Genomic DNA, 14961 nt, shown 5'->3' on the forward strand with positions numbered 1-14961 from the left:
ACTTTGTTTTCAATAAATAAAGCCGCTTTATAAAATCAAATGAAACATATCATGCACAAATGTCACAATAGGTATTCAATGCAGTTTATGTGAGTTTCATTGCATAAAATAAAGATAGAGATGTAATGATAAATTGGAAGGACGCTTACGAAGGTAAAACTTGGAAGTAAGAGGTGGAGACTTAACACGCTGTATAAATGCATTTTTCACTAAGTAGTGATACCAAAAATGAAGACTATCGCGTCTACTCTCGCCCCAACACAGACTCAATAAAAGCTGACTTCTTTTTACGATATTTGTCTTGTGGCCAACCTTCACAAGACATTTTGAGTGTATTGTATTTTTCGACTAAATCGGCGCTTGCCCTCAGCCTGTCGCGAAACGTTAGAAAGCACTCAAACTCAGAACCATTGGCGACCAGTTGCAATGCCACATCATCAGAGGATATGGATTCCAGCATGCACAGTTCTGTTGTTCTTAGCGTATCGAGCTTCTCTTTGAAGCCGAGTGCTGTGAGTCGCTCTGCGGCATCCTCAAGCTCGTTGAGCTCAACACCCACGAAGATATCTAAATCGCCCTTAGATAAAGCTAACGGAATGGATGATGCACCTACATGCTCTACTCTCGCGGTAGGGAGTAGCTTCTTGATATCACGCTCGTATCGTTCAAACATCTCACGGCAAGCAGCTTGGTATTGTTCTGCTGGGTAAAATTGCATGCATCCTCACTATTCAATTAGCACTAGTACATTAAAGGCTGTTAAACACACCAATTGCCAAAAGAAACAACAATAGAATGATAGCCCCGATATTGGACACTCGATCCCGCTCTTTTTCGTCAGGCGTAAACGAAGGAAAACGCCCTAAAGTGAACACCTTAGATACAACCCATCCCACGCCGAAGCATATGATGTCCATAATGAAGAACTGGAAAAGCATGCGAAAGAACGCACCAACGAACCTAAAGAATGTGAGTACTATATCTTCCATTTTCTTTCCTAACGAACGTCAATTTTGAATAAAAATGCCATGGGTATAGGTTCAGATCAAGTCGCTTATACGGAATTATCTACGAAATAGCGATTGAAAGAAGGCTTCATTCGACCTTCGATTGAGAAAGAGCGGTAAAAAGTTCAATCGGATATGAAGCCTAAAGTATTGTACCCACTTAAATTGACTCGCAATTTGAAAGTAAAAAATTGATTTAAAATATAAGTTCAATATAACAACAAGATAAGCTCAATAATAAATGGCACTCTCTTTGCAAACCATATTGTGATGACCGAAACACTCTGAGAAAAACAACGAGCAAAAAGGGGAAAAGTCACATGGAGAATAGAATTCCATCTCTCGATGGGTTGCGTGCTGCATCTATATTGCTAGTCTGTTTAGGGCACTTGTGCGGTACAGTTAACTTTCCCCAAATATTTATGCCACTCAATAGCTTGGGTAACTTCGGCGTAAAAGTATTTTTTGTTATATCAGGGTTCCTAATTACAACGCTATTGTTTAGTGAACTTAAGCTAACCAATAAGATAAATCTTCCCCAATTCTTCATCCGGCGCATGTTCCGTTTATTCCCTGCTTTTTATTTCTACATTCTTTGTATCGCAATCGCAGAATACGTTGGCATCATCTCTTTGCTACCGGGCGACCTATTCCACGCTGTCACCTACACAATGAATTATCACCACGAGCGCGAATGGTGGCTCAATCACACCTGGTCACTTGCGGTCGAAGAGCAATTCTACCTACTGTGGCCACTTTTACTCACGACATTGGGACGACAACACGCTAAGTCATTGCTCCTATTAGCGGTTTTATTTATCCCCTGTATTCGCTATTGGATGTGGTTTGAAGCCGGTAGTTCCCCCTCAGCGATGACCCGAGAGTTTCAGGCAATTGCAGATGCACTAGCCATGGGCTGTATTATTGCCTACATGAAAGAGGCTGGGTTCACACTCCCCAGTTGTTTTAGTTCTAGGTGGTTCATAGTCGTGCCTGTGGCGATGATTTTAGTTCCCAGCGCACTCTATAAATTGAGCCCAGCTTGGTTCTACGTACTTGGCCAAACATTAATCAACGTTTGTGCTGCACTTATGATTCTTCGCTATAGCCAGTTTAATCACGGCCTGAGCTTCACTATCCTAAATAGTAAACTTGCTGTGTGGCTAGGTGTATTAAGTTACTCGCTGTATCTGTGGCAAGAACCTTTCTTAAATTCTTGGACTCGTGAGTGGTATGCCACTTGGCCTATCAACATTGTTCTCGTATTCATATGCGCGCTCATTTCATACTTCTTGATTGAACGACCTGGACTTAAATTAAGGAAGAAACTCGCAGCAAGACGTAAGAAGGTGGAGACGGTAAACGGACGTAAATCCAAGGTGTAAGATCTAATCCCCTTCGCAACAACTATAGCTTCTCGAAGCGCCTGTCAGATATCCAAAATCAAAAAGCCCCGGTTATAGGTACCGGGGAAACAGGGTGGGATGAGTTTGGCGCGTGCCCGTAAGACCAAACTCTCCCCAAGCCTCACCTAAGACTCATGCTCTTAGGTAAAGGATTCTGAGTACTGTTATTGAAAAGTACGGTTATTGAATCGTAGCACCTTGTTCTACCCAAGTGCCGATGAGTGCTCGCTCTTCGTCGGTCATTTGAGTCATGTTACCAAGAGGCATCACCTGAGTTGTTACGGTTTGAGCAACGATCCTAGGTACATTAGCTTTGATCTCTTCTGGCGTATCAAGCATGACACCTGCTGGCGCGGCAGCAAAAGCGGCATGGCTAGGCGTTGCAGAGTGACACACTGAACAGCGCTCTTGAATGACCTTGTTGATGGTTTCAAAGCTGACACCTGCACTCGCAGGTTGCGTTGCGTGTGCTGGAGCTTGTTGAGCATCAGTCGTTGCAGAAGGCGTACTATTCACAGCAAGTTCTTCTGGAGACGATTCGGTCGTACTAACTTGCACTTCTTGTACCACTGGTGCTTGCACTACCGGGGTCATCTGTTTTTTCGCGTAAGGTGAGGTAACAAACGCGAGAGTAATCATACCCAATGCCGCTACTGGCACTGTCCATGCGAACTTCTGACTGCCATGACGGGTATTGAAGTAGTGACGTACCAATATACTGAAGATTGCCAGGCCAGCAAGGATCAACCAGTTGTATTCAGAGCCGTAAGTGCTTGGGAAGTGGTTACTGATCATGATGAACAGCACTGGCAGTGTCATGTAGTTATTGTGACGAGAGCGCAGTAGACCTTTCGCAGGTAGTGCCGGATCCGGTTCGCGTTTCTCTTCAATCGCTTTCACCAAGTTACGCTGCGCAGGCATGATAACGCGGAATACGTTACCCACCATGATGGTACCGATAATGGCACCCACGTGGATATAAGCACCACGGCCACTGAACACTTGGGTTAGGCCATAGGTCGCAGCAACGAGCAGCACAAACAGCACAACGCCAAGCAACACCGGGGTTTTTCCTAATGGCGAGTCACACAGTAAGTCGTAGATAAACCAGCCGGCAACGAATGAACCAATACCAATCGCGATTGCCGTTGTTGAATCAAGGCCAGAGCCCGGTGCAATCAGGTAGATTTCTGCGTTGAGGTAATAAACGACACCCAGTAGACACACGCCTGTGATCCATGTGAAGTAAGCTTCCCACTTGAACCAGTGTAGGTGCTCTGGCATTTCTGGTGGCGCAAGTTTGTACTTCTCTAGGTGATAAATACCACCGCCGTGAATCGCCCATAAGTCGCCTGAAAGGCCAGTTTTAGGGTTAACTCGGTTAAGGTTGTTCTCTAACCAAACAAAGTAAAATGATGCGCCTATCCACGCAACACCAACAATCATGTGAATCCAGCGAATCGCTAAATTCAACCACTCTGTAATATGCGGATCCATAATAAACTCCTGTATCACAACGCTTTAGCTAAGCGTTGCTCTTCCTTGTTGTCTTCCGTTGGCATATCTTCCAAATGCAATGCCACCAGGTCGTTCTCAAAATAAACTTCATCACAGTTATGTCCTTCTCCACCTCTATCGACGATCAAGAACTGGTCTTGATCCGTGAGTGCAAGAACAGGGTGATGCCACACCCCTTTGTGATAGTTCACTCCTTGACGGCCGTTGCTTAAGAAAGCTCGGCAATTGGCTAACGATGGGTTACCGCCTTTTGGGGCAACAACAATTAAATAGGGTTGACCAAGTAATGGAATGAATGCCTGAGAGCCAAGTGGATGACGCTCTAGCATTTTGATGGTCAGTGGGTAGCTCAACGGCGTAGCTTGGAAGATGCTGATGATCGCTTCTCCGCCCTGGTCTTGCACGTCCGTTGTCGCTAGCTTGTGGTAGCGACGTGTTGAGCCACTGTTGATCATGAAGAAATCACTATTATCAGACTCGATAACATCACCAAACTCAGTAAAAGCTTGCTTAGTTAACGGTTCGATAGTTAAACGACGTATTCCATTACTCATACTGATTTCCTTACCTATTTCGCTTTCGTACCAAATAGACGCAAACGGCTAATACCACCATCTGGGAATATGTTTGCACGTACATGGGTAATCGCACCAAGGTCGTTTACCTCAGAAATGAATTCGTGAATCTCGTGCGCTTGCAGCTTTTGTGCTGGCAAGAGTTCACGCCAGAATAGGCTTTGTGTTTCCACTTGATCGTCGGTACCGCCTTTCACATAAGCCGCTTGGATTGAGCAGCTGTCTGGGTAGTTACCTTTGAAGTGTGCCGTATCCACAACGATACGTTCGATATTACCTGGGTGGCCTAATGCCACGATTACCCAATCATTACCCGGCGTACGACGACGCGCTGTTTCCCAGCCATCACCCATGTTTTCACCGCGGCCTGGGCCTAAGATGTTGGCTTTATTACCGTAGTGCTCATCACTACATGCCAGTGCTCGGCCACCGTGCTCAACGGCTGCTAGGTCGACTTGTTGCTGAGAATCTATTGCGTCCCAATCAACGCTTGGTCGGCCGTAAACACGAAGGCGTGCAACACCACCGTCTGGATAGATGTTCAAACGCAGGTGCGTAAATACTTGGTCGCTTTCGATGTCTTCAAAATGATGATGATCACCCTGTAGTGCCATTGAAGGTAGAATTTCTTGCCACTCTGTTGAGTCTGTTGGCTCACCCTGTGGTGAATAGCATGCGTCGATTGATGCCGAAGGTGGGAAGTTACCTGTGAAGAATGAGGTATCAATATCAACGCCAGCGATAGTGCCAGCTAAGCCAAGGCGAACGACACAGTAGTCGTAACCTTCGCCGCGTTTACGTCTGCTTTCCCAGCCGTCCATCCACTTGCCGTTATCGTCGTATAAGTCGTCTTTCCACTCTGGTGCTGCGTGGCTGAGGAGACGGCTTTTATCGGCGAAAAAATCGTCTGTTGCGAAGATAGCTTCTGCGCCGAGTTTTTCGTCTGCAAGGTTTATGTACTGTTCAAATTTATGGGTCATGTCCGTGTAATCCTATGAAATTAATCAAGTAATAATAAAATGAGAACTTAGTGGCTTATCTTTTTACAAATCAAATCTTTAGCACACTAAGACTGGGCTGAGATAGCTGTTAACTCCGTTAACTTACATATCCCAGAGACGAAACATCGCGATCTTATTGATCTCTTGAATCGCCGTAGCAAACTCAGTTTCACTATCATTTCCTAATCGCATCTCGAACGACTCAAGAATTTGGTAACGATTGGCTCCCTTCACCGCCATGATAAAAGGGAAATTGAAGCGACTTTTGTAGCTGTTGTTATAAGAAGTGAATTTTTCAAATTCTTCGGCGCTGCATTGGTCAATGCCCGCCCCCGCTTGTTCTTTGGTCGACGACTCGGTGAGTTCGCCGTTTACTGCTGCTCTGCCCGCTAAATCTGGGTGAGCGTTGATCAAAGCCAACTGTTTGCCTTGGTCGGCATTCAACAAGGTCGATGCCATTTTTAGATGAAGATTCTCAATGTAGTCGTCTTCGGCATTCAAACCTTGGTCATATACCGCCTCAGCAACCCATGGGCTGTGCTCGTAAACATCAGCAAAGTGCGCGACAAAAGTGTCACGGTCCATGGTTGTTGGTTGGCAAGATCGAAATTCAGTCACGTTAAGCCTCCTTGCTGTTCGTTCTAATTTTGTTGTCCGTTGTATGGATGATGTTTGTGCCAGTGGTTGGCAATATCGATTCGACGACATAGCCACACGCTGTCATGCTGTTTTACGTAATCTAAGAAGCGTCTCAATGCAGCAATACGACCGGGACGACCAATAAGACGACAATGCAGTCCTACCGACATCATTTTCGGTGCGGTTTCGCCTTCCATATAAAGGGTGTCAAAAGTGTCTTTTAAATATTGGAAGAACTGCTCACCCGAGTTGAATCCTTGCGCCGTTGAAAAACGCATATCGTTCACATCAAGTGTGTAAGGGATCACCAGTTGTGGATGACCGGTTTCGGTGTGCCAATAAGGCAGGTCATCGTCGTAGGCATCTGAGTCGTAAAGGAAGCCACCTTCTTCTGCAACTAAACGACGAGTATTCGGCCCTGTGCGACCGGTATACCAACCTTGCGGGCGTTGACCCGTTACCTGTTGGATGATCTCAATCGCTTTGGTCATGTGGTCGCGCTCTTCTGACTCATCAATGTATTGATAGTCTATCCAGCGATAACCGTGGCTACAGATTTCGTGACCTGCTTCTACCATGGCTTCAGCTACGTCTGGGTGACGCTCAATTGCCATAGCGACCGCAAATACAGTCAGTGGAATTTCATATTCATCGAACAAGCGAAGAACACGCCACACACCCGCTCGGCTACCATACTCATAGATGGACTCCATGCTGATGTGACGCTCGCCTTTGATCGGCTGTGCTGACGGGATCTCTGAAAGAAAGGCTTCAGACTCGTCGTCTCCATGTAACAAACAACGCTCACCGCCCTCTTCATAGTTCAATACAAAAGAAACCGCGACGCGCGCATTACCTGGCCATTGAGGGTTGGGAGGATTAGCTCCGTAACCGATCAAATTTCTTGAATAATCCTTATTCATCCAAGTACTCCTAACATAAGTGGTTGGTTTAGCCGCTCTTCAACTGACCCATCGAAATGATTCAGCTATTGGTTATTTCAAAACCGAGCAACCTTACCCCTGTACATTTATTGTATACAATTATTTATCTCAATGTAAAGATTTTGTTATTCAAGTTAAATTTGAACTATTTACCGACTTTAAAACAACAACTTAACAAAACTCAACCTCACCAAAAAACGATAATAAAGATCTATAAAGTCAGAAAAAAAGATACAATGGTTAACATTTTTCCAACAATTCGCTTTACTAATTGTGTACAGTTCGTACATAGTTAGTGATAACAAAGTGACCAGCTGAACTCTTTTGCAAGGTCGAAATGGATACATAAACCACGGAACAGAGGAGCGCCAAAAGCGCTATTAAAGGACTATGGGAAGATTAACAACACACGTATTAGACACCACACACGGCTTGCCTGGCGCAGAGATCAAGGTAGAGCTTTATAAGGTAAACGAAGACTCAACAGAAAAGCTGGCGACCGTGCTCACCAACTCCGATGGCCGTACCGATGCGCCGATTCTGGCAGGAAATGATTTCCGCCCGGGGAAATATCAATTGGTGTTCTATGTAGCCGATTACTACAAAAGCAAAGGTGTCGAATTAGATGGCGTGCCTTTCCTAGACGATGTGGTTATTCGTTTCGGCTTGGATGATCCCGATGCGCACTACCACGTTCCGCTTTTAGTCTCGCCATACAGTTTCTCGACTTATCGGGGCAGTTAGTCCCGATGCTTAGAATCCCGATCTAGGCTCAATCAACCAGTAATAAACAGATTCATGCGTGCATCTAAAAAGATGCATGCTCAGTAGGGTCTGTTGACCTTTCGAGCTGATTTTTGCAGCGCTTTGTGGAAAATTTCTACAAAGCAGAGGCTTTGATGTGTAGCTAGCCTACATGAGAAGCCGATAACGCAGTAGAAATGAACCACAAAGGCAGCCCGAAGGGTTCGGTTAGAATCGTTTTATGCTTTGTTAAGAAGTATTTACTTAGAGTGACTAGGCTACATACTCCTTGCCGCGCCTAAAACGATTCTATCTCGAACAAAATTTAACCGCGAAAGGTCAACAGACCCTCAACACGCTCACATAAAAATACTAACAACGTTAACAGTTAGAAAATGAGTCGCGAGAAACTCGTCAATAGAGACTTAGCGCTAGGAAAAACCTTAAAACTTCATATTGAAATTTCGCTGTATTCAATAAATGGATCACAACATAAAAGGACTTGCAGACATGAGTGAGAGTAAAACAGAAATACTCAACCAAGATGCGAATAACGGAATTTTAGAGAAATTCTTTAAAATTAAGGCCCACGGAAGCAGTGTGAAAAATGAGTTAGTCGGCGGTGTCACTACCTTCGCGACGATGGCTTACATTATCTTCGTTAACCCCCAAATCATGGCCGCTTCAGGTATGGATGCTGGCGCAGTATTCGTTGCAACCTGTATCGGTGCCGCTATCGGTTGTTTGTTAATGGGCTTATTTGCGAACTGGCCTGTTGGCCTAGCACCGGGCATGGGTCTGAATGCGTTCTTCTCCTTTACGGTTGTGAGTGAGATGGGCTATAGCTGGGAAGTCGCACTGGGTGCGGTGTTTATCTCTGGTATCTTGTTTGTCGGGATGAGTTTCTACAAAGTCCGTCAATGGATCATCGAGAGTATTCCTGAGAGCTTACGCTATTCCATGACTGCGGGTGTTGGTCTGTTCTTAGGTCTAATTGGCTTAAAAACAGCAGGCATCGTCGTCGAAAACCCAGCAACTTTGGTTTCACTGGGTGACTTTACCAAACCAGAAGCTCTGCTTGCTGCGATTGCATTCTTGATCATTGCAGTTCTAAGTGAGCGTAAAGTATTTGGCGCGGTACTTATCGGTATTTTGAGTGTAACGCTAGTCGGCATGATGCTTGGCCTAGTTCACTACGATGGCTTCTTCGCTGCACCACCAAGCCTAGCTCCTACCTTTATGGCAATGGATATCGCAGGCGCACTGAACGTATCGATGATCAGCGTTATCTTGGCTTTCCTTTTTGTAAACATGTTCGATACCGCAGGCACATTAATGGGCGTGGCTGAGCGTGCAAATCTGACCAATCCTGAAACGGGCAAAATTGAAGGCCTGAGCAAAGCACTGAAAGCCGACAGTATTTCAAGCGTGGCAGGTGCGTGTGTGGGTTGTCCGCCAGTAACCAGTTATGTCGAAAGTGCAGCCGGTGTTGCTGCAGGCGCACGAACAGGTCTTTCTGCAATAGTGGTTGGTGTATTGTTCTTAGCGGCAATTTTCCTATCACCGTTAGCCGGTATGATCCCCGCTTACGCAACGTCTGGTGCTCTTATTTACGTCGCATTCGTGATGATGAGCAGTATGCAGCACGTCGATTGGAAAGACTTCACTAACGGCGCACCTGCTGCAATCACAGCACTGATGATGCCACTGACCTTCTCTATCGCGAACGGTATCGCACTGGGTTTCATTACCTACACAGTGCTTAAACTGGCGACAGGTAAAACCAAAGATGTGTCTATCTCGATGTACTTCCTAGCGGCTATCTTCATCGCCAAGCTAGTGTTCATCGGTTAACCCTATAGCTCCTGAGCAGTTGTTTCTTGATTGCTCACAACGTTGCTTGGCTCGTTCGCAAGCCAAGCAACAACATGATTTTTAAGAAAGCTAATTGCATTGATGACGAGAGAGCAGAAACCCTACCGATTCAGTGCACCTTTTTTATGACCCTACGCAGTTTGTAGAAGTCATTATTTGACCGCCAATCGCCTGTAAACGGAAACGCAGGCAGAGGAATATCAAATGAAACTTCTGTACACCCTTAATGAAAGACCGCCTCATGGGCTAACCCTTCTACTTGCTTTACAGCATATGCTCGCCTCGATTGGTGGCATCGTCGCTGTCCCTCTTATTGTCGGTGCCTCTATCGGCCTACCTAACACAGAGATCGTCTCACTGATCAATGCGGCGCTATTAGCGTCTGGTATTGTGACTGTCGCGCAATGTCTCGGCTTTGGCCCTGTTGGAATTCGATTGCCCGTTGTTATGGGTTCGAGCTTTGCCTTTTTAGGTGTCGCTATTTCCATCGGTAACGAAGGTGGTGTCGCCGCCATCATGGGCTCGGCGCTGATCGGCTCGTTTGTGGTTATTGGTGCCAGCTTCTATATGGACAAGGTTCGCAAGCTGTTCCCAACCGTGGTAAGTGGTGTTGTGGTTACCTTAATCGGCTTAACCATTTTACCGGTTGCCATGAACTGGGTTGGCGACTCTCCTGCCAACACGGAACAATTCGCCACGCTACCTAAACTGTTTCTCGCACTGGTCTCTTTGGGGATCGTGATTGGCGTATCGGTTTACTGTAAAGGCGCGGTTGCAGCCTCCGCTATCGTGATTGGCCTAGCAGGCGGTTACATTGTGGCGCTATCACTCGGGATGGTCGATCTTGAGCAGATCAGCTCTGCTGCTTGGGTCGGTGGCCCAGAACCATTCAAGTATGGCTTTACATTTTCTGCTAGTGCCATCATCAGCATGAGCTTGGTGTACATCGTGGTTATCGCTGAAGCAACCGGTGACTTCATGGCGCTTGGCAACAACTGCCAAACCCAAGTTAGCGGCAAAGATCTAAAACGTGGGCTGCTAGGCGATGGCCTTGGTAGTACCTTATCTTCGATTTTAACAGCGATGCCACTAGCATCATTCAGTCAAAATGTCGGTATTGTAGGTATCACAGGCGTAGCAAGTCGCTATGTAGTGGCTGCAACAGGTGGCTTGCTGATTTTAGGTGGTTTATTCCCGAAATTAGCCGCAATTGCCGTCACGATTCCTAAACCCGTTTTAGGTGGTGTAGGTTTTGTGATGTTCGGAATGATTGCCTACGCGGGTATCCGTATGTTGATCAAAGCAGCAGACACCAAGCGAAATGCCTTGGTAATCTGTGTAGGTTTGGCATCTGGTTTGGCCGTTACCTTCGAACCAAGATTGCTGCAACACTTGCCACACGATTTGGCGAACTTTCTGCACTCTGGCATTACGACTGGCACCATCATGACGGTTGTTCTTAACCTTGTATTGCCTAAATCTTCACGCGCAGAAGAACAAGAAGCGTTAGCCGAAAGCCAAGCGCAAGTTGAGCTAGAAATGAAAGAACAAGCTGAAGAAGAACTACACTCAAACGAGCAGCTAGAGATTCAACAAGCAACAACAGAAACTGACGTTCAAACGGCATCAGAAACCCCTGAGCCAAAAACGAACTAGATGAATCGCTAACGAGCGTAAAACCGATTTCCGTAGAATCACGGGCGTAATGGGAACAATGAATATTTCATCGCCCTTGATTCGAATTTATCTTTCAACAACAAATACCAAATAAAGACCCTCTTCCCTGAAAAGGCTGAGATGGCTAAGGACTACTATGAATGGAAACCATCTGGATTAAGAATCCTCTCGCAATCTACACTGGCTCGCTGGCTGATGCAGAAGGCGGCATTGTCATAAAAGGTAATAAAATCATTGAACTGGTTGGCAAACACAAAGAGCCGACCTCCCCCGTAGATTACAGCGTCGACGCCTCTCGTCATGTTGTGACTCCTGGGCTTATCAATGCGCACCACCACTTCTATCAAACCCTAACGCGAGCCTACCCCGGCGCACTCAATAAAGAACTCTTCCATTGGCTACAAAGCCTCTACCCGGTTTGGGCGAACCTCGATTCTGAGATGATGAGCCTTGCTACTGAGCTGGCGCTTGTCGAGTTAATGATGTCGGGCTGTACTACAGCGTCGGACCATCATTACTTGCTGCCAAACGGGCTTGAACACGCCATTGATTTACAAGTCGAGGCGGCAGAGGAATTGGGCGTAAGGGCGATATTCACTCGCGGTTCCATGAGCCTTGGGGAAGATGAAGGTGGACTACCTCCACGACACACCATTCAAACCGAACAAACCATCATTGATGACAGCCAACGCTTGATTCGTGATTACCACCAGCGTGATGAAGGGGCGATGATTCAAATCGCACTCGCGCCTTGTTCGCCATTCTCGGTCACCACAGATCTGATGAAAGAGACCGCCAAGATCAGTGAGCGTGAGAACGTAATGATGCACACCCACCTGTGCGAAACCTTAGACGAAGAAGACTTCTGTATTGAGAAGTTTGGCCTGCGCCCTGTCGATTACCTAGAAGATGTCGGCTGGCTCAATGAACGCACTTGGCTTGCTCATGGTATTCACTTCAACCCAGAAGAGATTAAGCGTTTGGGTAAAGCAGGAATAGGTATCAGCCACTGCCCAACTTCCAACATGATGTTGGCTTCCGGTATTTGTAAGAATAATGACCTCGAGGCCGCGGGTGTAAAGGTCGGGCTGGGTGTGGACGGTTCTGCTTCAAACGACGGCTCCAATATGATTGCCGAAGTTCGCATGGCGATGTATCTACAACGTCTGCAATATGGCTCAGCAAACGTATCTCACTTCGACGCACTGCGCTGGGCAACATCAGGCTCTGCTGCGGCAATGGGCAGAACCGACATTGGTACGCTAGAGGTCGGCAAACAAGCCGACATCGCGATGTTCAAGCTTGATGACATTCGTTTCTCTGGCAGCCACGATCCACTTGCAGCACTACTACTCTGCGGCGCTCAACAAGCAGATAAAGTGATGGTTGCAGGTAAGTGGCGAGTTAACGATGGCGCTGTGATTGGGGTAGACATGGAGCAGCTAATGCACCGTCACCACACCGCTGCGATGAAACTCGGAAAACTGGCAATGAATAATAACTAACGCCAATGCTTGTCCATCAAACAGTGTGTACCTCACTATGATGGGCAAGCTTCCTTACTACTAATAAAAATTCAATTCTGACTGTTAAATACGCCATCCTATTGGTTGTTCTCCCCCTAAATATTCAACCAAAATCCACTCTATAATTAACATATCTAATTTAATAATTACTAATTTAAATTCAGCTAATTTAATTAAAGCTAAATATTAAACCTATTATTTATTTGGCACAGGTCAAATTTAAAACGCTCGTTCTAATTATATAAACATCAATTCAATCAACAGATTTAGTAATAATCACAACAATTATGATAATTACATTTCTATCACTTAACTCATTGGTGAATAGAATAAAAACCTCCGACGCCTTTCTAGATATAGCCTGAAGAAAGAATAGAAACTAATGATTTAAATATCACTAAATTCAATAGATCAACAATCAAACAATATGGATTCAAATATGTGATCTAAATAGAACTTTTCATTATAAATTTGCTATAGATTGACCAAATCTTATAAAAACAAAAAACATATTAATGGAGAGTATATTTAAAACCCACAAAATAATTACAAGAATAGCAATATAAACAATTCAATAAACCCGCATAAATATATAGGAATACCATTTCATGGTAGGGGATTTTATTGTCTCTAGAAAAGCTAATAACAAATCTAACAGGGATAAAACATGAAAAAAATCACACGAACGCTGGTATTATCTTCGATCTCGATTGGACTGCTTTCCTCTTTTGCTTTCACTTCTCAAGCAGCGCCAATTCAAGTCAATCAAGCGTCAGCCGAACAGAACATACCTCAAATCACCTACGATACGATCACCGGTGAAAATGGCGTTTTTATCGATCTAGAAACCGACAATTTCATCCTCAAACAGCAAGAGTGGTATCAGATTCAAGCGTATGTCGAGGGAGCACTGGCACTGCCCGTCACAGAAGCCAGCATGAAATCGGCTTTTAGCATTCCTAACGACATCCCTTTTTCTAACTTCCAAGCTTTAGTTCAGCAATATTCCAATATCCATGACACCGCTTTCTACTGGAAAAAGGACCTGTATCCAAGCATCGTGAACCTCTCATTGAGCCTAGCGAACTACGTACAAATCAAAGACTACATGCTCAACCCTTTGAGCGACGCCCTTAATGAGATGTTGGCAAAAGCATTTTCACCCTTACCGGAAGATATCGAGGCTGTTGAACGCAACCGAAAAATGGCGATTGCTTATCTGAAAAGCCTGCAAAACTTTTCATTGAGATACCAGCAAGAGGTGTCCGATGTGGGTGACAACTTGTTGGACTTTTCTGCGCAACTAGACACGCAAAAGCTACAACTTGAAGTGTTGGAAGGGACCCATAACGGGTATCTAACGGATGATGGCAGCGTACTTCAACAGCAAGTGAACGATATCAATGCCCGAATCGCACAACTCAACAAAGACTACACGCACTATGTCACGGTTGCCTCTACTGCCGTCACCTACGCGTGGTTCCCTTTAGTAGCCGTACCAATTATGGGTGTCTACGGAGATAAAGCAGAGAAAGCGCGTAAGCTTCGCAACGAACTGCAAAATGAAGTTAAAGATTTAGAAGAACAATTGTCTTACACACAAAAGGTATATAACTCTTACCATCGCTCTTCAGAAAGCATTGATCTTATATCTCAGCAAATTGAAGATGCTATCCCACATATTAATAAGCTGAAGTTAAATTGGCAGAAAATGAATACCGACTTCACATCACTGCTTGCAGCATTGGATGAAGCTCAAAACAATGCCGATATCATGAAAGACGACGCAATGCTTGGTGCTATCGGTGCATTAGCCAATACATCGGTTGCAGAAATGAACTGGAATAACATCAGCGAGAAAGCCAAGGCATTTGCAAATAATGCTTATATTCAAGAAATGGAGTAGTCCATACCCATCGACAAATAGCTCGGCAAAGCGACGCCTCGCTATAAGTTAAACCAGCAAGACCAATAAAAACAAAATAACAACAGAACACCACGCCTTATGAAAAATAAGGTGTTGGTTTCTGCTACCCAAAATTTGGCTAA

Annotated in this window: 13 protein-coding genes; 6 read left to right on the top strand and 7 right to left on the bottom strand. The window is 45.2% G+C overall.

Annotation, left to right across the window (positions count from 1 at the left end; translation table 11 throughout):
* Positions 1-244: 244 nt before the first annotated feature.
* A complete protein-coding gene (locus tag F0251_RS10810; protein ID WP_105058772.1) occupies positions 245-718 on the bottom strand; it encodes a GrpB family protein in 474 nt (157 codons plus the stop codon).
* 31 nt (positions 719-749) lie between these two features.
* Entirely contained in the window at positions 750-989 is a 240-nt protein-coding gene (locus F0251_RS10815) for a hypothetical protein (RefSeq protein WP_105058771.1), read from the bottom strand.
* Between the two features lie 338 nt (positions 990-1327).
* On the opposite strand from F0251_RS10815, the gene F0251_RS10820 reads away from it, so the two are divergent.
* Positions 1328-2392, top strand: coding sequence for an acyltransferase (locus tag F0251_RS10820; RefSeq protein WP_171730971.1), 1065 nt, complete (start codon positions 1328-1330; stop codon positions 2390-2392).
* A gap of 201 nt (positions 2393-2593) precedes the next feature.
* Here F0251_RS10820 and F0251_RS10825 read toward each other — a convergent pair whose 3' ends face one another.
* From F0251_RS10825 to puuE, 5 genes are all read right to left on the bottom strand, one after another.
* Complete coding sequence (locus F0251_RS10825; RefSeq protein ID WP_061033012.1) at positions 2594-3910, bottom strand: urate hydroxylase PuuD; 1317 nt, start codon at positions 3908-3910, stop codon at positions 2594-2596.
* Positions 3911-3924: 14 nt separating this feature from the next.
* Positions 3925-4485, bottom strand: a complete 561-nt coding sequence (locus F0251_RS10830) for an ureidoglycolate lyase (RefSeq protein ID WP_061033011.1) — start codon at positions 4483-4485, stop codon at positions 3925-3927.
* A gap of 14 nt (positions 4486-4499) precedes the next feature.
* The gene (gene alc / locus F0251_RS10835; RefSeq protein WP_171730972.1) at positions 4500-5486 is read right to left on the bottom strand and encodes an allantoicase; all 987 of its coding nucleotides are present in this window, start codon (positions 5484-5486) and stop codon (positions 4500-4502) included.
* Between the two features lie 123 nt (positions 5487-5609).
* On the bottom strand, positions 5610-6125 hold the full coding sequence (uraD, locus tag F0251_RS10840; protein WP_171730973.1) for a 2-oxo-4-hydroxy-4-carboxy-5-ureidoimidazoline decarboxylase: 516 nt from the start codon (positions 6123-6125) through the stop codon (positions 5610-5612).
* A gap of 23 nt (positions 6126-6148) precedes the next feature.
* On the bottom strand, positions 6149-7069 hold the full coding sequence (puuE, locus tag F0251_RS10845; protein WP_004737477.1) for an allantoinase PuuE: 921 nt from the start codon (positions 7067-7069) through the stop codon (positions 6149-6151).
* Positions 7070-7480: 411 nt separating this feature from the next.
* On the opposite strand from puuE, the gene uraH reads away from it, so the two are divergent.
* From uraH to F0251_RS10870, 5 genes are all read left to right on the top strand, one after another.
* Entirely contained in the window at positions 7481-7834 is a 354-nt protein-coding gene (gene uraH / locus F0251_RS10850) for a hydroxyisourate hydrolase (RefSeq protein ID WP_061033007.1), read from the top strand.
* A 510-nt stretch (positions 7835-8344) separates the two neighbouring features.
* Entirely contained in the window at positions 8345-9688 is a 1344-nt protein-coding gene (locus F0251_RS10855; protein WP_116871020.1) for an NCS2 family permease, read from the top strand.
* Between the two features lie 225 nt (positions 9689-9913).
* The gene (locus F0251_RS10860) at positions 9914-11365 is read left to right on the top strand and encodes a nucleobase:cation symporter-2 family protein (protein ID WP_171730974.1); all 1452 of its coding nucleotides are present in this window, start codon (positions 9914-9916) and stop codon (positions 11363-11365) included.
* A 161-nt stretch (positions 11366-11526) separates the two neighbouring features.
* Positions 11527-12891 carry an 8-oxoguanine deaminase gene (locus F0251_RS10865; protein ID WP_171730975.1) on the top strand — a complete coding sequence of 455 codons (1365 nt, stop codon included), beginning with the start codon at positions 11527-11529 and terminating at the stop codon, positions 12889-12891.
* Positions 12892-13579: 688 nt separating this feature from the next.
* Positions 13580-14818 carry an alpha-xenorhabdolysin family binary toxin subunit A gene (locus F0251_RS10870; protein ID WP_105058766.1) on the top strand — a complete coding sequence of 413 codons (1239 nt, stop codon included), beginning with the start codon at positions 13580-13582 and terminating at the stop codon, positions 14816-14818.
* Positions 14819-14961 lie beyond the last annotated feature (143 nt).

The organism is Vibrio sp. 070316B, assembly GCF_013114115.1.
GTDB lineage: Bacteria > Pseudomonadota > Gammaproteobacteria > Enterobacterales > Vibrionaceae > Vibrio > Vibrio chagasii_B.

Excerpts from the sequence above, each read along its gene's own strand:
- F0251_RS10865 (WP_171730975.1), top strand. The coding sequence starts at position 11,527 with ATGGAAACCATCTGGATTAAGAATCCTCTCGCAATCTACACTGGCTCG.
- F0251_RS10820 (WP_171730971.1), top strand. The coding sequence starts at position 1,328 with ATGGAGAATAGAATTCCATCTCTCGATGGGTTGCGTGCTGCATCTATA.
- F0251_RS10825 (WP_061033012.1), bottom strand. The coding sequence starts at position 3,910 with ATGGATCCGCATATTACAGAGTGGTTGAATTTAGCGATTCGCTGGATT.
- puuE (WP_004737477.1), bottom strand. The coding sequence starts at position 7,069 with ATGAATAAGGATTATTCAAGAAATTTGATCGGTTACGGAGCTAATCCT.
- uraH (WP_061033007.1), top strand. The coding sequence starts at position 7,481 with ATGGGAAGATTAACAACACACGTATTAGACACCACACACGGCTTGCCT.
- F0251_RS10810 (WP_105058772.1), bottom strand. The coding sequence starts at position 718 with ATGCAATTTTACCCAGCAGAACAATACCAAGCTGCTTGCCGTGAGATG.
- F0251_RS10855 (WP_116871020.1), top strand. The coding sequence starts at position 8,345 with ATGAGTGAGAGTAAAACAGAAATACTCAACCAAGATGCGAATAACGGA.
- alc (WP_171730972.1), bottom strand. The coding sequence starts at position 5,486 with ATGACCCATAAATTTGAACAGTACATAAACCTTGCAGACGAAAAACTC.
- F0251_RS10830 (WP_061033011.1), bottom strand. The coding sequence starts at position 4,485 with ATGAGTAATGGAATACGTCGTTTAACTATCGAACCGTTAACTAAGCAA.
- F0251_RS10815 (WP_105058771.1), bottom strand. The coding sequence starts at position 989 with ATGGAAGATATAGTACTCACATTCTTTAGGTTCGTTGGTGCGTTCTTT.
- F0251_RS10870 (WP_105058766.1), top strand. The coding sequence starts at position 13,580 with ATGAAAAAAATCACACGAACGCTGGTATTATCTTCGATCTCGATTGGA.
- F0251_RS10860 (WP_171730974.1), top strand. The coding sequence starts at position 9,914 with ATGAAACTTCTGTACACCCTTAATGAAAGACCGCCTCATGGGCTAACC.